At 67.6% G+C, this 25,746-nt stretch carries 23 protein-coding genes, 1 tRNA gene and 1 riboswitch; of the genes, 15 read left to right on the top strand and 9 right to left on the bottom strand.

Going from position 1 to position 25,746, the window contains the following annotated elements; genetic code table 11:
* Positions 1 to 48 precede the first annotated feature (48 nt).
* The 6 genes from AAFF32_RS18605 (at position 49) to AAFF32_RS18630 (ending at position 7,104) form a co-directional block, all read left to right on the top strand.
* On the top strand, positions 49 to 1,056 hold the full coding sequence (locus AAFF32_RS18605; RefSeq protein WP_342315990.1) for a ribokinase: 1,008 nt from the start codon (positions 49 to 51) through the stop codon (positions 1,054 to 1,056).
* A gap of 118 nt (positions 1,057 to 1,174) precedes the next feature.
* A complete protein-coding gene (locus AAFF32_RS18610; protein WP_342315991.1) occupies positions 1,175 to 3,358 on the top strand; it encodes a TonB-dependent receptor in 2,184 nt (727 codons plus the stop codon).
* Between the two features lie 9 nt (positions 3,359 to 3,367).
* Entirely contained in the window at positions 3,368 to 4,456 is a 1,089-nt protein-coding gene (locus AAFF32_RS18615; protein ID WP_342315992.1) for a PepSY-associated TM helix domain-containing protein, read from the top strand.
* A gap of 38 nt (positions 4,457 to 4,494) precedes the next feature.
* Complete coding sequence (gene dusB, locus AAFF32_RS18620; protein ID WP_342315993.1) at positions 4,495 to 5,505, top strand: tRNA dihydrouridine synthase DusB; 1,011 nt, start codon at positions 4,495 to 4,497, stop codon at positions 5,503 to 5,505.
* A 211-nt stretch (positions 5,506 to 5,716) separates the two neighbouring features.
* Positions 5,717 to 6,553, top strand: a complete 837-nt coding sequence (locus tag AAFF32_RS18625; protein ID WP_216963739.1) for a class I SAM-dependent methyltransferase — start codon at positions 5,717 to 5,719, stop codon at positions 6,551 to 6,553.
* 230 nt (positions 6,554 to 6,783) lie between these two features.
* Positions 6,784 to 7,104: a hypothetical protein gene (locus AAFF32_RS18630; protein WP_216963742.1), complete on the top strand. Its 321-nt coding sequence runs from the start codon at positions 6,784 to 6,786 to the stop codon at positions 7,102 to 7,104.
* A 184-nt stretch (positions 7,105 to 7,288) separates the two neighbouring features.
* On the opposite strand, the gene AAFF32_RS18635 is transcribed toward AAFF32_RS18630, so the two are convergent.
* From AAFF32_RS18635 to AAFF32_RS18645, 3 genes are read right to left on the bottom strand one after another with little or no spacing between them, the layout of a single operon-like run.
* Positions 7,289 to 8,353 carry a metal-dependent hydrolase gene (locus tag AAFF32_RS18635; RefSeq protein ID WP_342315994.1) on the bottom strand — a complete coding sequence of 355 codons (1,065 nt, stop codon included), beginning with the start codon at positions 8,351 to 8,353 and terminating at the stop codon, positions 7,289 to 7,291.
* A 47-nt stretch (positions 8,354 to 8,400) separates the two neighbouring features.
* Complete coding sequence (locus AAFF32_RS18640; protein ID WP_216963749.1) at positions 8,401 to 9,228, bottom strand: UDP-2,3-diacylglucosamine diphosphatase; 828 nt, start codon at positions 9,226 to 9,228, stop codon at positions 8,401 to 8,403.
* Positions 9,225 to 10,976: a GNAT family N-acyltransferase gene (locus tag AAFF32_RS18645; RefSeq protein ID WP_342315995.1), complete on the bottom strand. Its 1,752-nt coding sequence runs from the start codon at positions 10,974 to 10,976 to the stop codon at positions 9,225 to 9,227. The genes AAFF32_RS18640 and AAFF32_RS18645 overlap by 4 nt, the downstream gene beginning before the upstream one ends.
* 277 nt (positions 10,977 to 11,253) lie before the next feature.
* Between AAFF32_RS18645 and metK the strand changes: the two genes are divergently transcribed.
* From metK to AAFF32_RS18675, 6 genes are all read left to right on the top strand, one after another.
* Positions 11,254 to 12,474: a methionine adenosyltransferase gene (metK, locus tag AAFF32_RS18650; protein WP_216963754.1), complete on the top strand. Its 1,221-nt coding sequence runs from the start codon at positions 11,254 to 11,256 to the stop codon at positions 12,472 to 12,474.
* A gap of 145 nt (positions 12,475 to 12,619) precedes the next feature.
* A riboswitch (S-adenosyl-L-homocysteine riboswitch) is annotated at positions 12,620 to 12,696 on the top strand.
* A 74-nt stretch (positions 12,697 to 12,770) separates the two neighbouring features.
* Positions 12,771 to 14,216: an adenosylhomocysteinase gene (gene ahcY / locus AAFF32_RS18655; RefSeq protein WP_216963757.1), complete on the top strand. Its 1,446-nt coding sequence runs from the start codon at positions 12,771 to 12,773 to the stop codon at positions 14,214 to 14,216.
* Positions 14,217 to 14,356: 140 nt separating this feature from the next.
* Complete coding sequence (gene metF, locus AAFF32_RS18660; protein ID WP_342315996.1) at positions 14,357 to 15,187, top strand: methylenetetrahydrofolate reductase [NAD(P)H]; 831 nt, start codon at positions 14,357 to 14,359, stop codon at positions 15,185 to 15,187.
* A 75-nt stretch (positions 15,188 to 15,262) separates the two neighbouring features.
* Positions 15,263 to 15,838, top strand: coding sequence for a hypothetical protein (locus tag AAFF32_RS18665; protein WP_216963763.1), 576 nt, complete (start codon positions 15,263 to 15,265; stop codon positions 15,836 to 15,838).
* 77 nt (positions 15,839 to 15,915) lie between these two features.
* Entirely contained in the window at positions 15,916 to 16,509 is a 594-nt protein-coding gene (locus AAFF32_RS18670; protein ID WP_342315997.1) for a hypothetical protein, read from the top strand.
* An 85-nt stretch (positions 16,510 to 16,594) separates the two neighbouring features.
* A complete protein-coding gene (locus AAFF32_RS18675; RefSeq protein WP_216963769.1) occupies positions 16,595 to 17,506 on the top strand; it encodes a branched-chain amino acid transaminase in 912 nt (303 codons plus the stop codon).
* A 72-nt stretch (positions 17,507 to 17,578) separates the two neighbouring features.
* Here AAFF32_RS18675 and AAFF32_RS18680 read toward each other — a convergent pair whose 3' ends face one another.
* From AAFF32_RS18680 to AAFF32_RS18705, 6 genes are all read right to left on the bottom strand, one after another.
* Positions 17,579 to 18,925 (bottom strand): HAMP domain-containing sensor histidine kinase, encoded by a 1,347-nt coding sequence (locus AAFF32_RS18680; RefSeq protein ID WP_216963772.1) that lies wholly within the window; start codon positions 18,923 to 18,925, stop codon positions 17,579 to 17,581.
* A 4-nt stretch (positions 18,926 to 18,929) separates the two neighbouring features.
* A complete protein-coding gene (locus AAFF32_RS18685; RefSeq protein WP_137834210.1) occupies positions 18,930 to 19,610 on the bottom strand; it encodes a response regulator transcription factor in 681 nt (226 codons plus the stop codon).
* Positions 19,611 to 20,038: 428 nt separating this feature from the next.
* Positions 20,039 to 20,944 (bottom strand): 30S ribosomal protein S6--L-glutamate ligase, encoded by a 906-nt coding sequence (gene rimK / locus AAFF32_RS18690; protein ID WP_216963775.1) that lies wholly within the window; start codon positions 20,942 to 20,944, stop codon positions 20,039 to 20,041.
* The gene (locus tag AAFF32_RS18695) at positions 20,941 to 21,570 is read right to left on the bottom strand and encodes a RimK/LysX family protein (protein ID WP_342315998.1); all 630 of its coding nucleotides are present in this window, start codon (positions 21,568 to 21,570) and stop codon (positions 20,941 to 20,943) included. Before AAFF32_RS18695 ends, rimK begins: the two co-directional genes overlap by 4 nt.
* Positions 21,543 to 21,616, bottom strand: a tRNA-Gly gene (locus AAFF32_RS18700). The genes AAFF32_RS18695 and AAFF32_RS18700 overlap by 28 nt, the downstream gene beginning before the upstream one ends.
* A gap of 97 nt (positions 21,617 to 21,713) precedes the next feature.
* Positions 21,714 to 23,540 (bottom strand): autotransporter domain-containing protein, encoded by a 1,827-nt coding sequence (locus AAFF32_RS18705; RefSeq protein WP_216963778.1) that lies wholly within the window; start codon positions 23,538 to 23,540, stop codon positions 21,714 to 21,716.
* A gap of 150 nt (positions 23,541 to 23,690) precedes the next feature.
* Between AAFF32_RS18705 and thiS the strand changes: the two genes are divergently transcribed.
* From thiS to trmB, 3 genes are all read left to right on the top strand, one after another.
* Entirely contained in the window at positions 23,691 to 23,891 is a 201-nt protein-coding gene (gene thiS, locus AAFF32_RS18710; protein ID WP_216963781.1) for a sulfur carrier protein ThiS, read from the top strand.
* 226 nt (positions 23,892 to 24,117) lie between these two features.
* The gene (locus AAFF32_RS18715) at positions 24,118 to 24,924 is read left to right on the top strand and encodes a thiazole synthase (RefSeq protein ID WP_216963796.1); all 807 of its coding nucleotides are present in this window, start codon (positions 24,118 to 24,120) and stop codon (positions 24,922 to 24,924) included.
* The gene (gene trmB, locus AAFF32_RS18720; RefSeq protein ID WP_216963799.1) at positions 24,924 to 25,661 is read left to right on the top strand and encodes a tRNA (guanosine(46)-N7)-methyltransferase TrmB; all 738 of its coding nucleotides are present in this window, start codon (positions 24,924 to 24,926) and stop codon (positions 25,659 to 25,661) included. The genes AAFF32_RS18715 and trmB overlap by 1 nt, the downstream gene beginning before the upstream one ends.
* Positions 25,662 to 25,746: the final 85 nt, after the last annotated feature.

The raw sequence follows: 25,746 nt of genomic DNA on the forward strand, positions 1-25,746 counted from the left end.
TTCGCAAAGCGAAATCCGGGTCGGCCGCCACTATCGACAGATGAAGCGATGACACCTGCTCCTGCGAATCCCGAATCCCGAATCGCGAATCACGGCGCCAAAGTCGTCGTCGTAGGTTCGTTCAACGTCGACCACGTGTGGACGGTCGCGGCGCTGCCGCGGCCGGGCGAAACGCTCAGCGGCCACTACCACACCGGCCCCGGCGGCAAGGGCTTCAACCAGGCCACCGCGGCGGTGCGCGCGGGCGCGGCGACGACGTTCGTGTGCGCGCTCGGCGACGACCTCGGCGGCCAGCTCGCCCGCGCGCTCGCACAGGCCGACGGCCTGGACCTGCGTGCGCACAACAGCGAGGCGCCCACCGGCACCGCCGGAATCTATGTCGATGGCGCCGGGCGAAACTCCATCGTGATCGGCCCGGGCGCAAACGCGGAGCTTTCGGTGGCGTTCGTTGAAGAACAACGAAATCGAATCGCCGGCGCGCAGGTCCTGCTGGCACAGCTGGAGTCCCCGCTGCACGCGATCGAAGCCGCGTTCCGCGCTGCGCGCGCGGCCGGCGCGCGCACGGTGCTCAATCCGGCGCCGGCCGACGCGGATGTCCCGGCGTCGCTGCTCGCACTGGCGGATGTGGTAACGCCGAACGAAACCGAATTCTGCGCGCAGTTGCTGCGCCATGCCGGCGAGCGCGTGGATGCGACCACGCTTGCTTCGCAGGACGACGAAACCCTGCACGGCTGGTGCCGCCGCCTGCTGCCGCACGGCACCGTCGTGGTGACGCTGGGCGCGGCAGGCTGTTTCGTTTCCCACGCCGACACCGCAATGCACCGCGATGCGCAATCGCACTACCGCGTCGCCGCCGCCAAGGTGCAACCGCTCGACACCACTGGCGCCGGTGACGCATTCAACGGCGCCCTGTCGGCATCGTGGGCGCGCCATCCGGACGCTGCATTCGCGGACCACCTGCACTACGCCAACCGCTACGCCGCGCTCTCGACCGAACGCGCAGGCGCCGCCGCATCCATGCCCCGCGATGCGGACGTGCGGGCGCGCTTCGGCTGAATTCCGCGCGATTGCCCGCGTCGGAATAAAGCTGGAAAGCCGCCCCCGGAGGGGCAGGCTATCAAACAAGAATGATTCGCATTAACATGGAGCGCTGAATCCATCGCTCCCACGCCCCATGCCCCGTCGCCACCTTCTCGCCAGCGCGCTGCTGGCTGCCCTTGTCGCGCCCGTTGCCCACGCCGCCGATGAGGCCACCGACATCGATCGCGTCACCGTCTCCGCCAGCACCAGCCGCATCCCCGATTCCGAGGCCGCGCTGCCCAATACGATCACCGTGATCGACCAGGCGCAGCTGCAACAACAGCTCGCACTGACGCAGGACATCTCGCAGGTGCTGGCCAACCTGATCCCGTCGTTCGCACCGTCGCGCCAGAAGCTGACCAACAGCGGCGAGACGCTGCGCGGCCGCAAGCCGCTGTACCTGGTCGACGGCGTGCCGCAATCCACGCCGCTGCGCGAGGGCGGTCGCGATGGCCACACCATCGATCCGTCGATGATCGAGCGCATCGAGGTCATCCACGGCGCCAACGCGCTGCAGGGCCTGGGCGCTTCGGGCGGCATCATCAACATCATCACCAAGCGCGCGCCACGCCAGGACGGCGAGACGTTCCAGGACGTCTCCGTCGCCGCCAGCACCGCGCTGCCGCATGAAAGCGACAGCACGGGCTACCGCGCCTCGTACCTGCTGGGCACGCGCCGCGGCGCGTTCGACTTCGTCGGTGGCGCGTCCTACGCCAGCGAAGGCCTGTACTACGACGGCGACGGGCGCTCCATCGCCGTGAACGACGTGCAGGGCGACCTGATGGACTCGGAGAGCTACAACCTCTTCGCCAAGGCCGGATGGAACTTCGACGACGAGCATCGCCTGCAGCTCAGTGCCAACCGCTACGACCTGCAGGGCGACAACAACTACCACTCCGTCAACGCCGTGATCTGCCCCACCGGCCCGCGGGTTCCGTGCGTGCCTTCGACGTCGGCGCGCGGCGGCAGCGAGGGCGAAGGTCCGCGCAACCGTTCCACGTCCGTCTCGCTGGACTACACCGACAAGTCCCTCGCCGGCGGCTACCTGCAGGCGCAGCTGTACTGGGTGGATTTCGAAGCCCTGTACGGTGGCAGTTACTGGGGCGACTTCTGGGGTGACGGCCGCGATCCGGACTGGTTCGATCAGTCGCAGAACCTCTCCGAGAAGCTCGGCGGCAAGTTCAGCTGGTCGCGCGGCGACCTGTTCGGGTTGCGCCTGCGCGCCACCGTCGGCCTGGACGTGGGCCGTGACACCACCTCGCAGGAGCTGGTCGTCGCCGGCATCGACTGGGTTCCGGGAACCAAGTACGAGTCGTGGTCGCCGTTCGTGCAGCTGGAGTGGTGGCTCACCGATTCGGTGATGCTCGCCGGCGGTCTGCGCCACGAGCGCGGCAAGCTCGAAGTGGACGATTACTACACCATTCCCGACCAGCGCCTGACGCCCGGCATCCACGGCCGCCGCTATTTCGTCACCGGCGGCTCGCCGGAAACCAGCGAGACCCTGCCGAACGTGGGCGCCGTCTGGGAAGCGACCGATACGCTGAAGCTTTACGCCTCGTACTCGGAGGGTTACACCGTCGCCGACATCGGCCGCGTGCTGCGTGCCATCACACAGCCGAACCAGCGCGTGGACAACCTGGTCGACCTGCAGCCGGTCATCGCCGACAACCAGGAAATCGGCCTGGATTACGACGACGGTCGCTGGCTGGCGCACCTGGCCGTGTACCGGTCGGACTCCGACCTGGGTTCGCGCCTGGCGTTCGACAATGCCACGCAGACCTATAACGTCGTGCGCGAGCGCACGGAGATCGAAGGCTTCGAAGGCAGCGTCGCCTACCGCTTCACCGACGCCACGCGCGTGGGCCTGGCCTACGCGCAGACCGACGGCCGCTACGACAGCAACGGCGACGACCGCGTCGACAGCGACCTGCCCGGCATCAACGTGAGCCCCGACCGGGCGACGATGTTCTGGGAACAGACCTGGACGCCGGCGATGTCCACCCGCCTTCAGGCCAGCCATGCGTTCGACCGCGACTTCGACCTTCGCGGCCAGACGCTGCCGGACGACTTCGAGGGCTACACCACGGTCGATCTGCAGGCGCGCTTCCAGTTGCCGGTCGGCGGGTTGAACGTCGGCATCGAGAACCTGTTCGGCGAGCAGTACATCACCTACAACTCGCAGACGACCTACCAGCGCAACCTCGCCACGCAGCGACTGGACACCTACACCGCCGGGCGCGGCCGTGTGCTCACGGTGGGCTGGGCGCATCGGTTCTAATCGGACGCCATGGACACCGCCGTGACCCGTCCCGCCACGTCCGCGCCGCCCAGGCGGCGCGTGCGTGGTGTGCTGTCGTGGCTGCACCTGTGGGCCGGGCTCACCGCGGGCCTGGTCTTCGCGCTCGCCTCGCTTGCGGGCACGGTACTGGTGTTCCATGTCGACCTGCTGAAGCTGCAACATCCCCAGCTCGCCCAGCACGCACCCGTCGCCGACGGCCGCGTGCTGGCGCAACTCATCGAACGCTGGGCGCCGGAAGGCATGCGCTCGCTCGACCTTCCGCGCGAGGAGTTGCCGGTCTGGCAGGCGTATTTCCAGGATGGCCACCGCCAGTACTTCGCGCCGGAAGACGGCGCGCTGCTGCTCTACCGCAGCCATCACGACGACGTGCTGCTGTGGCTGCACGAGTGGCACGTCGATCTGCTGGGCGGCAAGACCGGTCGCGAAGTGTGGGGTGTGATCGGCGTGATCTCGCTGGCGATGATCCTGATCGGCCTCTACCTGTGGTGGCCGAAAGGTGGGCGCTATCTCGCGCAGTTGAAGGTGCACGCCGGCCCGCCCGTTCGACGCTGGCTGACGTGGCACCGAAGCAGCGGCGTGATCCTGCTTCCGCTGCTGCTGCTGGCGACGGTGACCGGCGTGGGCATGGTGTATTCGAAGGCGTTCCAGAAAGCGCTCACCGCCACGTTCGGCGGCAAGAACGTGAAGGAGCCCGAGCTGCCTGCGAACACCGCGCCGATCGACTGGACCAAGGCGATCGCACAGGCACGCGCCGTGCTTCCCGATGCCCGACTGGCGCGCGTCTCGGTGCCGGATCCCGACGAAGGCGTGGTCTCGTTCCGCGCACAGGCGAACGGTGAGTGGCATCCCGTCGGGCGCAGCACGGTGTCGCTGTCGCGCGACGGCCGCGTCGTACAGTCCTTCGATGCGACCACGCACAAGCTCGGCATGCGCATGAGCCAGGCGTTCTATCCGCTGCACGTCGGCGCCGTCGGCGGGTCGGCGATGAAGTGGGCGACCGCGTTCATCGGCCTGTTGCCGATGTTCCTGCTGGTCACGGGCTTCCTGTTCTGGCGCCGCCGCCGCGGGAAACGCTGACCCGCCGGGCCCGCACGGCCGGCCGCTACAATGGCGGCATGTCCGCCCTCTCCTTCCGCATCGGTCCCCACGAGGTCGCCCCGCGCGTCGTGCTCGCGCCGATGGCGGGCGTGACCGACAAACCGTTCCGCATCCTGTGCAAGCAGATGGGCGCGGGGCTGTGCGTGTCCGAGATGACCACGTCCGACCCGCGCTTCTGGAAGACCGCCAAGTCGCGCCACCGCATGGACCACGACGGCGAACCGGCGCCGATCAGCGTGCAGATCGCCGGCACGGTGCCGGAGGTGATGGCCGAGGCCGCTCGCTACAACGTCGATCACGGCGCGCAGATCGTCGACATCAACATGGGCTGCCCGGCGAAGAAGGTCTGCAATGCCTGGGCGGGCTCGGCGCTGATGCGCGAACCGGAGCTGGTGGCGCGCATCCTCGAGGCCGTCGTGAACGCCGTGGACGTGCCGGTGACGTTGAAGATCCGCACCGGCTGGGCCGCCGACCAGCGCAACGCGTTGCAGATCGCGCGCATCGCGCAGAACGCCGGCATCGCCGCATTGGCCGTGCATGGCCGCACGCGCGACCAGCAGTACACCGGCATGGCCGAGTACGACACCATCGCCGAGGTGAAGGCCGCGCTGACGATTCCCGTCTTCGCCAACGGCGACATCGACTCCCCGCACAAGGCCGCGCAAGTGCTCGCCTACACCGGCTGCGACGCGGTGCTGATCGGACGCGCGGCGCAGGGACGGCCGTGGATCTTCCGCGAGATCGCGCACTACCTCGAACACGGTGAAACACTGGCCGAACCCACGCTTGCGGAAGTGCGCGACGTGCTGCTCGGCCACCTGGCGCACCTGCACGCGTTCTACGGCGAGGTGTCCGGCGTGCGCATCGCGCGCAAGCACCTGGGCTGGTACGCCAAGGACCGCCCGGAGAATGCCGCGTTCCGCGCCGTGGTGAATCGTGCGGAGACGGCGGAAGCACAGTCGCAGTTGACCCGCGATTACTTCGATGCGCTGATCGCGGGTGTGCAGCCGCTGGGCGTCGCCGCGTAAGGTTTCAAGCCGTCATTCCCGCGAAGGCGGGAGCCCATGTTTCCGCGTATGAACTTTTGCGGACGACGGAATCGGTTCGGACACTTGGATCCCCGCCTTCGAGCGGATGACTGCCATCGGACAGGCACGGCGGCGAAGTTCATGCATTTTGCGTCCCGTTTAACCTCCCCCATGCGAGCATTCCGGCATCCGATGCCGTTCAGGTGCCGCCATGTCCTCCAATTCGTCGTCCTGCTCCGACTTCCCCTACCTGCACGGCTTCTCGGCGACCGAACAGGCACGCCTGGTGAAGCAGGCCAGACTCGCCGAATCGACGATCTTCCACGACATCGACTACAGCGGCGCACGACGCCTGCTGGAGGTCGGCAGCGGCGTCGGTGCGCAGACGGAAATCCTGCTGCGCCGGTTCCCGGACCTGCAGGTGACCTGCGTCGACCTCAACGAAGCGCAACTCGCCGCCGCTCGCGCGAATCTCGGCGCGATGCCGTGGATCGAGGGCCGCTACGAACTCCACCGCGCCGACGCCACCAACCTGCCCTTCGAGCCGCGCAGTTTCGACGGCGCGTTCCTGTGCTGGGTGCTGGAACACGTGCCTTCGCCCTCGCGCGTGCTCAACGAGGTGCGCCGCGTACTGGCGCCGGGATCGCCGGTGTACATCACCGAGGTGATGAACTCCTCCTTCCTGCTCGATCCGTACTCGCCCAACGTGTGGCGCTACTGGATGGCCTTCAACGATTTCCAGTACGACAGCGGCGGCGATCCGTTCGTTGGCGCCAAGCTGGGCAACCTGCTGCTGGCCGGCGGTTTCCGTGACGTGACCACGCAGGTGAAGACCTTCTACTTCGACAACCGCGAACCTGCGCGCCGCAAGACCATGATCGCTTTCTGGGAGGAACTGCTGCTGTCGGCGGCCGAGCAGCTGATCGCCGCCGGGAAGGTCACGCCGGACGTGGTGGAGGGCATGCGTCGCGAACTGCATCAGGTGCAGAACGATCCGAACGCGGTGTTCTTCTATGCCTTCGTGCAGGCTCGCGCCGTAGTGTATTGAGCCATGCGTGCGCGATTCCCGTGAGGAAGGTGAAGGCGCAATACACTTTCGCTTTCGCATGAAACCTTCATCTTCATGTGCACGCATCGCGCTGACGACGAACGGTGCAGGCCGAAAGTAACACTCCCCTTCGGCCGATGTAATTCGCCTTCGCATGATGGACGCTGACACCGTCGGGGCGTCCCCTCTGCGGTTCCACCGCAGCGCTCCGGCGGACCAGGAGGCCACTCATGAAAGCCAAGATTGCATTCATCGCGTTGGCAATGGCGGTATCGGCCCCGGCATGGGCCGCCGAAGATCCGGTAGGCGACCTGTCGAAGGTTACCGGGCTGACCGAACGCAAGGTGCAGATGATCCTCGGCAACCGCACCGCATTCGCCGAGTATCCGTACACGTACGACCGCTCGCTGCAGAAGTTCGTCACCGCGATCGGCAAGGAGAACTACCAGCGTCTGATGGAAGGTGAAGCCGTGGCACTGCGTGATACGCAGGGCAACGAGTACATCGTGCAGCTTGATCGCAAGCAGCTGTCGAATCGCAACGCGCTGTAACGCCGGCCGGGGCGCATCCGGCTCGTGATACGCGAGCGGAACGTCCCGTACCGTTCCTCTCTTCCGACCAGCCAAGGTGTCAGGGTGAACAGGTCAACCACCGTCTGAGGGGCCGCGTGATGCACGCCACGCGGCCCTGCCAGCGGCCGTTGCCACTCTCACGCTCGCCTTGCCGATCCCACCCTCAATGCGTCGTCGCGTCCGTCCCCGGTCGCGGCGTCTGCGTGTCTGCCGTAGTCGCGTCCTCGGGGGCATGCCAGATGCGCTGCCACATCGCGCCGAGGCGACGCCCCGCCTCCCACGGCCATTGCAGCTGCTGCGGCGCAATCTCGCGCCACTTGTCCCCTTCACGCTTCGCCACCGCGAAACGGAAGCTGTAATCGGGCTCCGCGCCCATCCGCAGGTCCGACAGCACCAGCCGGTCGTCGTGCGCCTGCGCCTTCATGAAGCCACGGTTGAACCACAGCAATCGCTGCACGGCGGGAAACGACTGCACCTGCGACAGCGCGGCCACGTCCGAGGGGTAATCGCGAAAGCGAATGGGCCCGTGGTCGGCCACCAGGGAGCGCTCGCCTTCGACGAATCCCTCCGGTGTCATCGCGACCACGCGCCACAGCAGTATGTTGAACGGCATTGGCACGGAAAAACGCGGCGCATGCTCCAGGCCGCGCGCGGCCAGGGCTTCTCCGGCGGCCCGCTCCACTTGCTGCTTGGCCAACAACGATGCGCCCAGGTACAGCGAGCTCAAGGCCAGTCCGACGATCAGCGCAGGTTGGGCGATGCGCTTCTCGCGAGCGAACCACGCGATCAGGCAGCCCGCCAGCAACCACACCGTGTAGAGCGGGTCGATGATGAACACGCTCGACCACATCACCGGCTGGAACGGCAGCGGCCATAGCAACTGCGTGCCGTACACGGTGAAGGCGTCCAGCAACGGGTGCGTCAGCAACGCGCCCTGCATCGCCCAGAACCAGCGCCTCGGCGACTGCGCGACGCGCCCGCCTCGCGAACGGAACCAGGCCCACAGTGCCCACGCCACGAACGCCAGCACGATCAGCGAATGGCTGAAGCTGCGATGCCAGGTCATGCGCGCGACCGGATCGTCGGTGATCAGGTTGATCGGCAGGACGTCGAGGTCGGGCAGCGTACCGAGTGCGGCGCCTGCGAGCAGTGCGGCGCGGCGATGCTGCGGCGGCGCGATGGCGGCGGCGACGGCCGCGCCGAGAACGATCTGGGTGAAGGAGTCCATGCGCCGATGCTAACCGTCATTGCGTGCGCGCGATGACGGCCGGACGCTCAGGCCGCCTGCGGCCGTTCGGTCCGCGGCACCGGCTCGGGCCGGCGCGGTTCGACGTATGCAAGGGTTTCGCCGGCGTGCGACAGCAGCCGTAGCGTGCCGTCGGGTTCTTCGACCAGCGCGCTGAGGCTTTCGACCCAGTCGCCGTCGTTGGCGTAGATCAGGCCGTCGCGTTGCACCAGTGATGCGCGATGGATGTGGCCGCAGATGATGCCGTCCAGCCCACGCCGCCGCGCATCGTCCAATCCGGCGGTGACGAAGCGTTCGATGTAGCGCTCGGCCGCGCCGCTGCGGCGCTTGAGGAATTCCGACAAGGACCAGTAACGACGACCCGCGAGTCGACGAACCCGGTTTAGCCACTGGTTGCCGGTGAGGATGCGGTAGTACAGCCAGTCGCCGAACTGCTCCTGCAATCCGCCGAAGTGGGTGATGCCGTCGTAATCGTCGCCGTGCGTGACGAGCAGGCGGCGTCCGTCAGCGGTGACGTGGATCGCGCGACGACGCACGCTCATGCGCGGCAAGGCAAGGCCGCAGAAGCGGCGGATCGGACGGTCGTGGTTGCCCGGCACGTAGACGATCTCCGTACCGGCACGACGCAACGCGTGCAGGGCCTCCACCACGCGATTGTGCGCGGCATCCCAGCGCGCGCGCCGCTGCGCCATCCACCACAGGTCGACGATGTCGCCGACCAGGTACAGGCGATCGCAGCGCAACCCGGAAAGGAAATCCGCCAGCTCGGCCGCGTGGCAATGTTTGGAACCCAGGTGGACGTCGGACACGAAGACCGCGCGTCGGCGCGGCGGCAGCGCGGTCGGCATCGACGTCATCCGGCGGTCTCCGGGCACGTGGAGGTTGCGGGCGCGACGCCGAGGTAGCGCTCGCGCTTCTTCGGTCGCAGGCGATCCAGGTCCACTTCGATCAGGCCATCGACGGCGTCGCTGAAAGCGGGGTCCACGCCGAAGGCCAGGAAACGCGCGCCGCCGGGTTCGCAAAGATCGGTGTATTGCTTGTAGAGCATCGGCAGCGTGGCGCCGAGTGCGTCCAGGTTGGCCTTGAGCACGCGGAACGCCGTGGCGGCGTCGACCTCGCCGAACTGCGGCGGCGCGGCCCGGTACACGAATGGCTGGCGCGACACCGCGCTGCCGGCTTCGCTGCCGTAATAGCGGGCGTAGTACGCGACGATCTGCTCGCGTGCCGCGGCCGGCAGCGCCGCGCTGATCGACACCGGCCCGAACAGGTAACGCACGTTCGGATGCTTCGCCAGATAGGCGCCGATGCCCTGCCACAGGTAATCGATGCTGCGGCTGCCCCAGTAATCCGGCGCGACGAAGCTTCGCCCCAGCTCCATGCCCTGCGCGATGCGCGGCACTGCGTCGTCGGCGTACCGGAACAGCGAGGCCGTGTAGAACCCGGCCAGCCCACGCTCGGCCAGCACGCTGGCGCCGCGCGCGATGCGGTAGGCGCCGGCGATCTTCATCGGCTCCGCATCCCACAGCACGATGTGCTCGTAACCGCTGTCGTAGACGTCCACGTCCAGCCGCTGGCCGGTGCCCTCGCCCACGGCGCGGAACGTGAGCTCACGCAGACGGCCGATTTCCTGCAACAGCGCCGAGCCGGCGGCGAGCCGACCCACGCGGATCTGCTTTCCGTCGAAGGTGCGGCCGAGCAGCGTCATCGCCTCCACGCCGTCGCGCACCCGCACGGGATCGAGCGGTTCGATCAGCGGCGCGAGCAACGGTGCAGGCGGCGTGTCGGCGCGCAGCGTCGCGTGCCCGTCGGGCCGGCGACGACCGAGCGAGAACAGCTCCCGGCGCACATCGCGCAGCAAACGCTGCGGATCGCCGACGGGGGACAACTGCAGCGGCGTACCGATGCGCAGTGCGATGCGGTGCGCGCGGCGGGCGAACATCTCCCTCGCCAGCAGCGCCGTGCCGGCCGGCTTGAACAGCGCCGAGGCACCGTAGAACAGCGCCGAATTGCGCGCCTCGATGCGCACCGGCAGCACCGGTGCACCACTGGCGCGGGCGAAGCGCAGGAAGCCACGGCGCCAGCGGCCATCGGTGACGCCGCGCAGGCCGAGCCGCGCCACTTCGCCGGCGGGAAACACGATCACGCACTGGTCGGCACGCAGGGCGTCGTCGATGGCCTCCAGGCTCTGCGCACTGGGCCGCCCCCCGAGGATGCGCACCGGCAGCAACAGGCCGGACAGAGGATCCAGCGCGGACAGCAAATCGTTGGCGACGATGCGCACGTCGCGCCGCACGCGCCCCACTGCGTCCAGCAGGGCCAGCGCATCGAGCGCGCCGGAGGGGTGGTTGGCGACGATCAGCAGCCGCCCCTTGGCGGGGATGCGCTCGAGCTCGCCCGGTTCACAGGTGTAGCGCGCCTGCAGGTGGTCCAGCGCGGCGCCGACGAAGGCGAACTCGCGCAGGTGCCCGTTGGCGTGCAGGAAGTCCTCGACCTGGTCGAAACGGGACCAGCGGCCGATCGTGCGCAGCAACGGCCGCGCGACGCTGGCACGCCGTCCCCGGAACCAGTGCGGAAAGCGTTCTTGCAGGCGGCGTTCGAGTGGCATGCGTCGCGGCGGTCGCCCCGGCGGGGCTTTCGCCGGGGAAGGTTGGGCGCGACTGGCGACAGCGGCATGGCGGTTCCGGGTCAGAACGGTGACAAGCCCCCCGTTCCGGCGCGGTGCGCACGTCGACGGGTCAGCCTCCGGAGCCGGCCGGGAGCGCAGAAATGGGCGTCCCGCTTAACCTGTTCGCAACATCTCCTTGGCGCACAATGCGCCGACCGGCACGACCCTGTATCATGCCCGGCCATCCTTTCATCCGAATCAAGGGATATTGACCTCGATGTCCAGCTACCTGTTCACCTCTGAATCCGTCTCCGAAGGCCATCCGGACAAGATCGCGGACCAGATTTCCGACGCCGTCCTCGACGCCATCCTGGCGCAGGACAAGCGCGCGCGCGTCGCCTGCGAGACGATGGTGAAGACCGGCGCGGCGATCGTCGCCGGCGAGGTCACCACGACCGCGTGGGTCGACATCGAGTCGCTGGCGCGCCGCGTGATCAACGAGATCGGCTACGACAATTCCGACGTCGGCTTCGACGGCCACACCTGCGCCATCATCAACATGCTGGGCAAGCAGTCGCCGGACATCGCCGCCGGCGTTGATCGCAAGAAGCCGGAAGAACAGGGCGCGGGCGACCAGGGCCTGATGTTCGGCTACGCCTGCAACGAGGCGCCGGAATTCATGCCGGCCCCGATCTACTACTCGCACCGTCTGGTCGAGCAGCAGGCCAAGATCCGCAAGAAGAAGAACTCGCCGCTGCCGTGGCTGCGTCCGGACGCGAAGTCGCAGGTCACGCTGCGCTACGACGCCAACCACAACGTCGCGGGCCTCGACGCCGTCGTGCTGTCCACGCAGCATGACCCGGGCATCAAGCAGAAGGACCTGGTGGAAGGCGTGTACGAGCACGTCCTCAAGCCCGTGCTGCCGAAGAAGTGGCTCGAGTCGCTGCCGAAGAACAAGATCCACATCAACCCGACGGGCATCTTCGTGATCGGCGGCCCGGTGGGCGACTGCGGCCTGACCGGCCGCAAGATCATCGTCGACAGCTACGGCGGCATGGCCCGCCACGGCGGTGGTGCGTTCTCGGGCAAGGATCCGTCGAAGGTCGACCGCTCGGCCGCCTACGCCGCGCGCTACGTCGCCAAGAACATCGTCGCCGCCGGCCTGGCCGACCGTTGCGAAGTGCAGGTCTCCTACGCCATCGGCGTCGCCGAGCCGACCTCGATCTCGGTCACCACCTTCGGCACCGGCAAGATCAGCGACGAGAAGATCGAGAAGCTGATCCGCAAGCACTTCGACCTGCGTCCGTACGGCATCGTGAAGATGCTCGACCTGATCCACCCGGTGTACCAGGACACGGCCGCCTACGGCCACTTCGGCCGCAAGCCGAAGGAAGTGTCGTACGTCGACGGCGCCGGCAAGAAGCAGACCGCCACGGCCTTCTCGTGGGAGAAGACCGACCGCGCCGACGCCCTGCGCGCCGACGCCAAGCTGAAGTAAGCGGTACGCGGCGCCGCGCGCGAGCGTGGGTCGCGACACCACACGAAACGGGCCGCTCGTCGGCCCGTTTCGTTGTCCGGCAGGACGGCTGTCGGGGCCGGTCGAGTTCATCCACGACCAGCCCCCAACGGCTAGAATGCCGGCTCCCACCGAGGGGCGCTGCAAGTCCGGCATTCGGAATCAGGCTCGGCGGGAGTTCCAGAACAACGGCGCCCGGTTTGGCGAGCCGCACACGGCCGCCCTCACCCCAACCCTCCTCCGCACGGCGGACGAGCGGGACGAAACCGGAGCAATCGATGAACGCGCAAATCAAGACCTTCTCCACCGAAGGCGACTACAAGGTCGCCGACATCTCCCTGGCCGATTGGGGCCGCAAGGAGATCGACATCGCCGAGCACGAGATGCCGGGCCTGATGTCCATCCGCAAGAAGTACGCCGCCGCGCAGTCGCTCAAGGGCGTGCGCGTGACGGGCTCGCTGCACATGACCATCCAGACGGCCGTGCTGATCGAGACGCTGCGCGACCTGGGCGCCGACGTGCGCTGGGCGTCGTGCAACATCTTCTCGACGCAGGACCACGCCGCCGCGGCGATCGCCCAGTCGGGCACGCCGGTGTTCGCGTGGAAGGGCGAGTCGCTGGAAGAGTATTGGGACTGCACGCTGGCCGCGCTGACCTTCCCGGGCAACGGCACCGACAAGTACCTCGGTCCGCAGCTGGTGGTCGATGACGGCGGCGACGTGACGCTGCTGATCCACAAGGGCTACGAGCTCGAAAACGGCAGCGACTGGGTCAACACCGCGTCGGGCAACCACGAAGAACAGGTCATCAAGGACCTGCTGAAGAAGGTGCACGCCGAGCGTCCGGGCTTCTGGCACACCGTCGTGCGCGACTGGAAGGGCGTCTCGGAAGAGACCACCACCGGCGTGCACCGCCTGTACCAGTTGGCCGAAGCCGGCTCGCTGCTGGTGCCGGCGATCAACGTCAACGACTCGGTCACCAAGAGCAAGTTCGACAACCTGTACGGCTGCCGCGAGTCGCTGGCCGACGGCCTCAAGCGCGCGATGGACGTGATGCTGGCCGGCAAGGTCGCCGTCGTGTGCGGTTACGGCGACGTCGGCAAGGGTTCGGCGCACTCGCTGCGTGCCTACGGCGCGCGCGTGGTGGTCACCGAGATCGACCCGATCAACGCCCTGCAGGCGGCAATGGAAGGCTTCGAGGTCAACACCGTCGAGAGCACCCTTGGCCGTGGCGACATCTACGTCACCACCACCGGCAACAAGGACGTGCTGACGCTCGAGCACATGTCGCAGATGAAGGACCAGGCCATCGTCTGCAACATCGGCCACTTCGACAATGAGATCCAGGTCGACAAGCTCAATGCGTCGGGCGCGGTTCGCCTGAACATCAAGCCGCAGGTCGACAAGTACACCTTCAAGAACGGTAACGCGATCTTCCTGCTGGCCGAAGGCCGCCTGGTGAACCTGGGCTGCGCCACGGGCCACCCGAGCTTCGTGATGTCGAACTCGTTCTCCAACCAGACGCTGGCGCAGATCGACCTGTGGGCGAACAAGGACAGCTACGAGGCCAAGGTCTACATCCTGCCGAAGAAGCTGGACGAGGAAGTCGCGCGCCTGCACCTGGAAAAGATCGGCGTGAAGCTGACGACGCTGACGGCCGACCAGGCCGCGTACCTCGGCGTCGCGGTGGAAGGCCCGTACAAGCCGGACCATTACCGCTACTGATCGACGCAAGTCGCATCACGCCGCACGAAAAGCGGGCGCTTCGGCGCCCGTTTTCCTTTGGGGCGGCCGCGGCCCGAAAGCACGTTCAATTCATCGCGATGAAGAGATAGAATTCCCTCAACCTCACGCGAGCGGCCCGCATGCCCACGCCTCCGATCAGCTTCGAGTTCTACCCGCCCAAGACCGACGAGCAGCGCGCGCAGCTGGACAAGACCGCGGCGAAGTTGAAGTTGGAGAAGCCGCAGTACGTCTCGTGCACCTTCGGTGCCGGCGGCTCGACGCTGAGCTATACGCCCGAGACGGTGGAACGCCTGCACAAGGAACACGGGCTCGATGCCGCCCCGCACCTGTCCTGCGTCGGTGGCACGCGCGCGGAACTGGGTGAGTTGCTCGAACGCTACAAGGCCATGGGCTGCCGCCGCATCGTCGCGCTGCGCGGCGACCTGCCTTCCGGCATGGGCCACACCGGCGACTTCCGCTACGCGACGGAGCTGGTGGAATTCATCCGCAAGGAGCACGACGGCTATTTCCACATCGAAGTGGGCTGCTATCCGGAATGCCATCCGCAGTCCGACGACGCGCTCGCCGACCTGCGCCACTTCAAGGCGAAGATCGACGCCGGCGCCGACGGCGCGATCACGCAGTACTTCTACAACGCCGACGCGTATTTCCGCTTCGTCGACGATGCACGCAAGCTCGGCGTGAACGTGCCGATCGTGCCGGGCATCATGCCGATCTCGAACTTCTCGCAGCTCAAGCGCTTCTCCGATGCGTGCGGCGCGGAAATCCCGCGGTGGATCGGCAAGCGCATGCAGGCCTTCGGTGACGACGTCGACTCCATTCGCGAGTTCGCCGCGGATTTCGTCGCCGACATGTGCCATCGACTGATCGAAGGCGGCGCGCCCGGCCTCCACTTCTACACGCTGAACCTCACCAAACCGACGCTGGCCGTGCTCGCGCGCATGCGCTGAAAGCACGCGATCTCACACGCGGCATTGACGGCACGGGGGAGACGATGAGCGCTCCCGCTCCCCCCGGGCCGAAACATGAATGCGCCGCGATTCGCGGTGGTGGCATCGAGCCTGCTGCTCGCGTGGTCGTGTGCGTTTGCCCCCGCGCACGCTGCCGGCGCCATCCACCGCTGCCAGACTTCGGACGGTGAAGCCGTCTACACCGACAGCGCCTGCACGGCCTTCGACGCGAAGCCGTCGCCGATGTCGGCCGACCTGCTCAACCGCATCGCGATGGACGATGCGGTGTTCAATTCCGATACGTCGCGCGCCCGCGCCCTGGGCTCGGCGATCCGCACGCGGCGCGCGCCACAGGCCGGTTGCGCGCGCAGTCCCGGGCAGCTGTCGATGGACCTGCTGGCGTCTTTCGCGATGGGCGATGTGAACCGTCTGGCGGAGAGCGTGCACTGGCCGGGCCTGCGTCACCGCCAGGCGCACGCGGTGATGAACCGGTTGCAGCAGCTGATGCGCCAGTCGCTGATCGATGCCAGCTTCTGGCCCGGCCTGGCCGGCACCGGCGCCGGGGCGATGCAGCTGACCTTCACCCAGCCCGAGCGAGTGATGGAAGTCGGCGTGGAGCGTTACGCCGGTTGCTATTTCGTGCGCTTCTGAAGCCTCGCCAGGCGTGCCCGCGCGGGACTGCGATCCACGCACTGTCCTGCCCTCGCCGGCCCCGCTAGTCTGCGCCGATGCCCGTCCTGATCCGTTCGTTGTTCGCGCTGTGCCAGTTCGGCGTGCTCGCCTGGTGCGGGACGACGCAGGCGCAGGTCCGGCACTGCGTCACGCCCGACGGTCAGAGCGTCTTTACCGATCGCGGCTGCGAGGCGTTCGGCGGCGTGGAGCAGGCGCAGCCGCGAGCGGCGGATGGCGCCACGGTCGAGAAGAAGCGCGGCGGTGGTTGCGCCCGCAACATCGACGACCTGCTGTTCGAGATGAACGGCGCCTTCGACGCCCATGACGCGAACCGCCTCGCGGGCGTCTATCACTGGGCGGGAATGTCGGGCAGCAGCGCGTACAACGTGATGGAGCGGCTGGATGCCATCGTGCAGCGACCGGTGGTGGACATCGTGCCGGTGATGCCCGAAGAGGCGCCGCCCGCGGCGGAGCCCGCGCCCTACCCGGCCTTCGAGGACGCGCCTGTGGCCGAACCCGCGCCCGCTGCCAAACCGCCGCGCACGCCGATCGCCGTGCGCGTGGAGCAGACGCAGCTCGGCGGAATCGCGGCCGTACGCACCGTTTTCGGCCTGCAGAAGCACTTCGGCTGCTGGTGGATCAAGGGCTGAAGCGCCCGGGCCGGCAAGGCCCGCCGTTTGGGACGCGGGCCGGGAGCGAGGCACAATAGCGGTTTCCCCCTGACGGATGCCGCCGATGCAATACCCCGACTGGATCTGGCACAACGGCGCGATCAAGCGCTGGGCCGAGGCCACCACGCACGTGATGTCGCACGCGCTGCATTACGGCTCGTCCGTCTTCGAGGGCATCCGCAGCTACCAGACGCCGAACGGCCCGGTGATCTTCCGCCTCACCGACCACAACACGCGCCTGTACGCCTCCGCCAAGATCTACGACATGGCGATCCCGTACACGCTGGAGCAGATCAACGCCGCGTGCCGCGAAGTGATCAAGGCCAACGACAACACCACCGATTACCTGCGCCCGGTCGCGTACCGCGGCCTGGGCGGCTTCGGCCTGTCGGCCGACACGCCGACCGACGTCGCGGTGGCGACCTGGAAGATGGGCCAGTACCTGGGCGCGAGCGTGGTCGACCAGGGCATCGACGCCTGCGTGTCGAGCTGGCAGCGCTTCGCGCCGAACACCATTCCGGCCGGCGCCAAGGCCGGCGGCAACTACCTCTCCGGCCAGCTGGTCGCGCGTGAAGCGCGCCGCCTGGGCTTCGGCGAAGGCATCGCGCTGGCCTCCACCGGCCTGCTGTCGGAAGGCGCGGGCGAGAACCTGTTCCTGGTCTTCAACGGCGCGCTGCACACCACGCCGGTCAGCGCCGCGTTGCTCAACGGCATCACCCGCAACACGATCATCACCCTGGCCCGCGACGCCGGCCTGGAAGTGGTCGAACGCGACCTGCCGCGCGAATACCTGTACCTGTGCGACGAGCTTTTCATGTGCGGCACGGCGGCGGAAATCACGCCGATCCGCTCGGTCGACGGCCGCCAGGTCGGCACCGGAAAGCCGGGGCCGGTGACGCGTCAGATCCAGGAGTTGTTCTTCGGCCTGTTCGACGGCCGCACGCACGACAAGTACGGGTGGCTGGAGCCGCTGTAACGCTTCCACTCCATCGAAATGAAGAAGGCGCCGTGAGGCGCCTTCTTCGTTTACCGGATGCCGGTCGCGACGTTACACCGCCGGAATCGAAATCAACGGCGCATCGAACGTCAACGTCGCCACCACGCCCCGGTCGCCACCGGGTCGCACCTGCACATCCCACGCGTACAGCGCACAAAGACGCCGCACGATCGACAGACCGATGCCGCCGCCTTGCGAATGCCCCGCGTGCGTTCCGCGATATCCACGCTGGAACAGCTTGGCTGCATCCTCCTCGCTCAGGCCCGGACCGGAGTCGACCACGTCCACCGAACGCCGGCCGATGCGCACGATCACCTCGCCCTCGGTGCTGTACTTCACCGCGTTGCCGACGAGGTTGCCCAGCGCCACCGACACCGCCGCTTCAGGCGCATCGACGAGCAGGCTCGGCTCGCCTTCCACGCGCAGCTCCAGCGGCTTGCCACCCAGCTGCGCGCGATGCGCGTCGAGCAGTTGCTCGGCGACGCGCGCCACGTCGGTGGCGCCGTGCCCACGTTCGTTGCGCGAAAGCAGCAGCAGCGCGCTGATGAGGTCGGTGCACTGCTGTTCGGCGCGCTGGATGCGCAGCAGGCGGTTGCGCGTCTTCTCGTCCACGTCCGGCCGCGAGAGCAGCAGCTCCACCGCACCCTTGATCACCGCCAATGGCGTGCGCAGCTCATGGCTCACGTCCGCGTTGAATTCGCGGTCGCGCTGCACCACTTCGGTCAGGCGCTCGGCGTAGTCGTCCAATGCCTCGGCGAGCTGGCCCACTTCGTCGTCCGGGAAATGCGAGGCAAGGCCTTCCGGCTCCGCGCTGCGTCCGGACTGCTTCAGCCGGTTGGCCAGTTCCGTCACCGGGCTCATCACGCGCGAGGCCGACCACCACCCCACCAGCAGCGACAGCAGCGTGAAGATGAAGACCGCCGCCCAGATCGCCCGCTGGAACTGCGCCTCGCCGCGCGTGGCCTGCGACATGTCGTAGGCGAGGAAGAACCACGCCTTCGGCGTCTTGCGCACCGCCAGCTTGTACGCGAACGGTTCGCCGTTGGCGACGCCGGTCATGCCATAGATGCCGTCGCGCAGTTCGTACCACTCCGGCCAGTTCACCCGCACCGAGTCGATCTTCTCGATCGGATACACGTACGCCCTGATCTGGTCGACCGCGAACTGCGAGTTGTCCGGATCCAGCTCGAACTGGCGCGCGGCCTGCTCGATGTTCCGGTTCATCACATCCTCGACCAGCTGGTTCTCCACGCGGTTGCGCGTCCAGTTGGTCGCCCAGGCGAACATGGCCGTGAGGCCGAAGCCCAGCAGCACGAAGGCAAGGATGATGCGGCTGCGCAACTGCCGCCGGAAACGCGTGCGCCTGCGTGCGGGCGCGGGATCGCCGGCCTGGGCCATCCGGTCAGCCGTTGTCTGGCGCGGCGATGCGGTAACCGATGCCATGGCGCGTCTGGATCAGCGGGACATCGAAGGGCTTGTCGACCACCGCGCGCAGGCCGTGGATGTGCACGCGCAGGCTGTCCGAATCCGGCAGTTCCTCGCCCCACACGCGCGTTTCCAGTTCCTGGCGCGTGACCACCGCCGGCGAAGCCTCCATCAGCGCCTGCAGGATCTTCAGCGCAGTCGGGTTGAGTTGCAGCAGCTTGGCCTGACGACGCACTTCCAGCGTGTCGAGGTTGTATTCCAGATCGGCGACGTTGAGCACGCGCGTCTGCACACCGCGACCGCGGCGCGAGAGCGCGTTCAGGCGCACCTCGACTTCCTGCAGCGCGAAGGGCTTGATGAGGTAGTCGTCGGCGCCGGAGTCGAAGCCAGCCAGCTTGTTCTCCAACGAATCGCGCGCGGTCAGCATCAGCACCGGCGTCTGCTTGCGCGCTTCGTTGCGCAGCTTGCGGCAGACCTCCAGACCGTCCAGCCCTGGAAGGTTGAGGTCGAGCACGATGGCGTCGAAGTCATGGACCACCGCCAGGTGCAGGCCGGTGACGCCATCGGCCGCGAAATCGACGGTATGGCCGCGGTCTTCGAGGAAGTCCCCGAGATTGGCGGCGATGTCCTGGTTGTCTTCGATGACGAGAATGCGCATGTGACCTTCCTAGATGATGGACATTCGACCGGCCGGTGCCGCCGTGGTTCCGCACGGCATGAATGCGGCTTCGCCCGTCGAGGGAGAGCTTAACGATTCTGCCAGAGCCACCGAAGTGCGCGGATCACCGCGTGCAGACGCGCTCGCGCACGTCCGACGCCAAACTTCAGCCAAACAAAGGCCCAGACACGGGGCCACCGTGCCTGGGCCAAAAAGGTATTGCCCCGATTACCGTAACCTGCATCGACCAGATTGCTGACTTGGAAGAGCGGCAGTGCTGCGGTAGACACAGGCTACGCTGATTTCGATTAAACGGTCGTTAAAAACCACCGTTAAATATTCGTTATTCATCCATGAAAAGGCCGTGTGAAGATCGCAGGATCAGCTAACTTCGCCGATCGTGCAGACATCCCCAGCGAACGCCAAATTCACCGTGCGGCGGCCCGTTTCAGGGCTTTTCGCCGGACCCGTTCGGCGAGGTAGGTGACGATCTCCCCTGCCACGTCCACTCCGCTGGCGTCCTCGATCCCTTCCAGCCCCGGCGATGCGTTGACTTCGAGCACCAGCGGACCGCGTTTCGAACGGATCAGATCGACACCGGCGATGCCCAGGCCAAGCACGCGCGATGCGCGGATTGCTACATCTTCTTCCGCCGCACTCGCGCGCACGCCTTTTGCGGTGCCGCCACGATGCAGGTTGGAGCGGAAGTCGCCCTTCGGCGCCTGGCGCTTCATCGCGGCGACGACGCGACCGCCGACGACGAAGCAACGCAGGTCGGCGCCGCGCGCCTCCTCGATGAACTCCTGGACGAGGAAATTGGCGTACAGGCCCCGCAGCGCCTCGATCACGCCCTGCGAGGCGGACAGCTTCTCGGTCAGCATCACGCCCGCACCCTGCGTGCCCTCGTTGAGCTTGATGACGTGCGGCGGCGCGCCGAGCATGGACAGCAGATCGTGCGTGTCGTCGGGGTTGTCGCCGAACACCGTGGTCGGCAGGCCGATGTGCTCGGCCGCCAGCAACTGGTGGCAGCGCAGCTTGTCGCGCGCCCGCAGGACCGCGTCGGAGGAATTCGGCGTCAGCGTGCCCATCAGCTCGAACTGACGCAGCACCGCCGAGCCGTAGCGTGTGATGGAAGCACCGATGCGCGGGATCACGGCCTGGTAACCCGAAATCGGCTTGCCCTTGTAGCGCATGCTGAATCCGTCGCTGGCGATGCGCATGTAGCAGCGCAGCGGGTCGAGCACGCGCACGCTGTGTCCCTGCTCGCGGGAGGCCTCCACCAGCCGGCGTGTCGAGTAGAGCTTGCTGTTGCGCGAGAGGATCGCCAGTTTCATGAAGGTCGGCGGTGAGGTGGTTGTGGGGGAAGGGAAAACGGCGGCTCAGCCGTCGACGCGACGGAACGCGAACGTTCGAGCGGTTCGTCCGATCCGCGATGCCCCTGCCGTCCGTGCAGGAAGGAGCGGCCCGGATCGACCGTGAACCTGCGGGCCAGCGCGGTGCGCCCCAGCAGCATCGGGAACAGCATCCCGCGGCGATCCGACAGGTTGATTTCAATCTCGCGCTGGACGCCCGCCAGCGCCAGCGTGGTGCGAACGAACACCCGGCGCGTGCAGTGGCCGCCCGAATCGGTGACCTCGCGCTCATCGAAGATGGGCGCGGCGGCCTCGATCATGCCGGCGCCGTGGCCGGGACTCAGGCAGAAGCCCACCCACGGCCCGCCGCCCTCGAAGAACTTCCACTGCGAATCCACGTGCAGCGCCGAACTGCGCGCGCCGCTGTCGACCTTCGCGCGAAGCCGCCCGATGCCCAGGTCCGGCAGGGCTGCCCACTCACGCCAACCGAGCACGATCTTGCTTGCCATCGCGCCTCCAGGACGTTGCCTGAAAGACAAAAACGGCGGCCACTGTAAAGCAGGCCGCCGTCGCAATTGTTTGGAGCGGGTGATGGGAATCGAACCCACGCTAGCAGCTTGGGAAGCTGCAGTTCTACCATTGAACTACACCCGCACGCGCTGAAGTCTATGCCGCCGCGTGGAGGCTTGGCAACGCGGCGCCCGGTGAAACAGTCCCGGGCGCCGCGTGCCGGTTCAGGCGGGTGCCGGCCTCAGAAACCGCCGCCGAAGCTGACGAACAGCGTGGCGTCGTTGCCGCCCTTCTGGGCGACGGTGAGGCTTGCGCCGATGTCGGTCTGCAGACCGAACAGCTGCGTGCGAGCGCCCATCAGCAGCGTGCCGTAATCCTGGTCGTACGACAGACCGGGCACGGCGTAGGAGCCCACGCCCGGCAGCGAGCGCAGCGAGGCGGTGGCCTCGTCGGCGCTGTCCTCGAACTCGTGGTCATAGGTGAGCTTGGCGTAGGGCTGCAGGTGGTCGTTGAGCGCGTAGTTGACCTGCCAGCCGACGCTGCCGATCAGTGAGTCGAACTCCTGCTTGCCGAACGACAGCGCGGTCGCCTCGGTGCTGTTCTCGTCGTAGGCATCGACTTCGATCGTCTGCGAGAGCAACTGCACGACCGGGCCGTGCTTGAACGCGCCGTCGCCGAAGTTCCAGCCGGCGTTGATTGCAGCGGTCAGGTTGGTGCCGTCGGGCGAGCCGCTGTGCACGCGCGAGGTCGGGCCCAGGTTCACGCGACGATCGATGTCATACGACACCCAGGTGTAACTGACCTGGCCGTTCACCCACGCCGCGCCGCCGGTCCAGCCCAGGTAGCCGCCGAGGCTGGCATCGTCCTGGTCCCACCCGCCGCGGTTGAGGCCCCAGTCCATCTTCTGCTGGCCGTAGCCGGCGAAGCCACCGTACACGAGGCCGCCGTTCGCCCAGTCGAGGCCGACGCTCAGCGTCGGGCCGAAGCCGTCGTAGTTGTCGCCATGGCCGTAGCGCTGCGAATCGCCGCGCACGTCGGCCCACCAGCGCATGCCGTCCACATCCGGACGCGAGGCGGCCTGCGCGCCGACGCGATCGGCGCGGGCGCGACCGACCATCGCTTCGGAATGCGGCAGCACGGCGAGCTGGCGCGGCGCGTCGAGCAACGACAGCGCGTAGTCGGCCAGGATTTCATGGGCCTTCGTGGTGGGATGCACACCGTCGGCGAAGACGTAGGTGTCCGGCGCGTTCGGCGTGGCGTACGTGCCGGGGTTGCAGGTGATCGACTGCGCCGTCACCTGCGGATTGCAGGCCGTTCCGGTGGTGTTGGTGATGCCGTACGGCGCCGGGTTGGCGACGATCTCGCGCAGCAGGCTGAACGTGTCGACCGGGATGAAGCGCGCTCCCGCCGAGGCCAGGCCGCTATACAGGCCGTTGTTGTAGCCCGTCGCCAGCGCCGTACCCGCCGCAGCGCCGGCCGCGCCCTGCGCGCGGAACTGCGGGGTGATGCCCAGGTCCGGCACGTTCGGCACGAGGATGTACTGCGCGCCGGCGTTCTGCAGCGTCATCACGTTGGCGACCTGTCCGGTGACGGCGGCGCCGACGATCGCCTGCGCCTGGGCAGGCGCGGCGGCCGCGGCGAACAGGTCGTTCGCGCCGCCCCACACCGTGTACAGCGCATTGGGATCGGCAGCACCGCCATTGGCGGTGAGGTACCGGCTGATCTGCGAACGCAGCGACAGCGTCGGCAGCTGCGGCGTCAGGCCCGCGCGATCGGTGCTGACCATGGCGCCGCCGATGGCGTAGTTGGTGCCGCCCTGGTTGAAGGCGGCGCCGTTGGTGCCCAGCTCGGTGGCCACGTGTTCCGACCAGACCAGGCCCGGGTTGGTGGTGAAGCGGCCCAGGATCGCCGCCGAAGCCCCGGCCTGCGCCACCAGCGCCGGACGGAAATAGCCCGCGTCGGTGAGGCTGTCACCGAAAAACACGGTCTGCGAATAGTCCTGCGCAAAGGCCGGCGCGGTCGCCAACGCGAGGGCGGCGGCGAGCACGGAGCGGACGGGTGTCATCATCGGGGTTCCTTTGGATGTTCTGGCGGTGGTCCGGGTACATACGCCCGCGGATGGCCGAATCGAACCACGCGTTGACGGCGCACTCACGCCGCACTGCGTCAAAAACCATGCCGACTGGCCGCCCGTGGCGACGGCGGCGACAATACGCCAATGCAGATTCTTTTGAACGGCGAGCCGCGCGCTATCGCGGCGCAGACCACCGTGCTCGAGCTCGTGAAGGCCGAAGGGCTGGGCGAGCGCCGCGTCGCGGTGGAGGTCAACGGTGAAATCATCCCGCGCGGTCGGCACGCCGAGCATGCGCTTGCGGACGGCGATCGGGTCGAGATCGTGCATGCGTTGGGTGGGGGGTGAGGCCACGCGCTTGCGAGCCACTGGCTCGCGCGTGACCGAATGCCCGGCCATCGATGGCCGGGCCGGGCTGTTCCGAAGCCCGCGGCGCGGCGCCATGGAAGGCACACGACTCGTTCATCGAAACCTTGAGCACACCAGCGCCAAGCTCGCCGCGACGCGCCTTCGCTCCCCGCCCCAACCCTCCCCAGCAAGGGGAGGGAGTCGAACCCACTGCTAAACTAGCGCGATGACCGCTCCGCTCTCCCCCCTGTTTCCCGCCGATCCGCTGGTGATCGCCGGCAAGGCCTACGCCTCGCGCCTGCTCACCGGGACCGGCAAGTTCGTCGACCTCGAACAGACCCGCCAGGCCACCGACGCTGCCGGCGCGCAGATCGTCACCGTCGCCATCCGCCGCACCAACATCGGCCAGAACCCCGGCGAGCCGAACCTGCTCGACGTGCTGCCGCCGCAGCAGTTCACGATTCTGCCCAACACGGCCGGCTGCTACACCGCCGACGACGCCGTGCGCACGTGCCGCCTGGCGCGCGAACTGCTCGACGGCCATTCGCTGGTGAAGCTGGAAGTGCTCGGCGACCAGAAGACGCTCTACCCCGACGTCGTGCAGACGCTGGCCGCCGCCGAGCTGCTGGTGAAGGACGGCTTCGACGTGATGGTCTACACCTCCGACGATCCGATCCTGGCCAAGCGCCTGGAAGAGATCGGCTGCGTCGCGGTGATGCCGCTGGCCGCGCCGATCGGCTCGGGCCTGGGCGTGCAGAACAAGTACAACCTGCTGGAGATCGTCGAGAACGCCAAGGTGCCGATCATCGTCGACGCCGGCGTGGGCACCGCGTCCGATGCGGCCATCGCGATGGAACTGGGCTGCGACGGCGTGCTGATGAACACCGCCATCGCCGGCGCGAAGGATCCGGTGCTGATGGCCCATGCGATGCGGCTGGCGGTCGAGGCCGGCCGCGCCGCGTTCAAGGCCGGACGCATCCCGCGCAAGCGTTTCGCCTCCGCCTCGAGCCCGATCGACGGGCTCATCGGCTGATGAGCGACACCCCACCCAAGGGCAAGCTCCCGCCCAAACCCTTCACGCTCGAAGAAGGCCGCCGACAGGTCCGCAGCTTCGTGCTGCGCCAGGGCCGTTTCACCGAAGCGCAGCAACGCGCGTTCGACACGCTGTGGCCGCGCTACGGGCTGGATTACACCGGCACCCTGCGCGACCTCGACGCCGCCTTCGGCCGTCATGCCAAGCGCGTGCTGGAGATCGGCTTCGGCAACGGCGAGGCCCTGCGCTACGCGGCCCAGAACGACCACGAACGCGACCTCATCGGCATCGAAGTGCATGCGCCCGGCGTTGGCCGGCTGCTCAATGCACTCGCGCAGGACGAGGCCGACCACGTCCGCCTGTACCACCACGACGCGGTGGAAGTGCTGCGCAACGAGATCGCCGACGGCTCGCTCGACGAAATCCGCATCTACTTCCCCGACCCGTGGCACAAGAAGCGCCACAACAAGCGGCGCCTGGTGCAGCCGGAGTTCGCGGCGTTGCTCGTGACCAAGCTGGCCGCCGATGGCCGCTTGCACCTCGCCACCGATTGGCAGGACTATGCGGAACAGATGTGGGACGTACTCGATGCCACGCCGGGCCTTGTCAATCGCGCCGGCCCGCGCGGCAGCGTCGAGCGGCCGCAGTGGCGGCCGCAGACCCACTTCGAAACCCGCGGCCAGAAGCTAGGCCACGGCGTGTGGGACCTGCTGTACGACAAGCGCCGGGATTCGTGATTCGGGATTCGAGATTGGATACAGCCCGCCACCGTAGCCTTGTTTCGACCAGCAGCGTTGCAGGCGCGCACGCCTGCCTTCGCGA

Source organism: Lysobacter sp. FW306-1B-D06B (genome assembly GCF_038446665.1).
Lineage (GTDB): Bacteria > Pseudomonadota > Gammaproteobacteria > Xanthomonadales > Xanthomonadaceae > Lysobacter_J.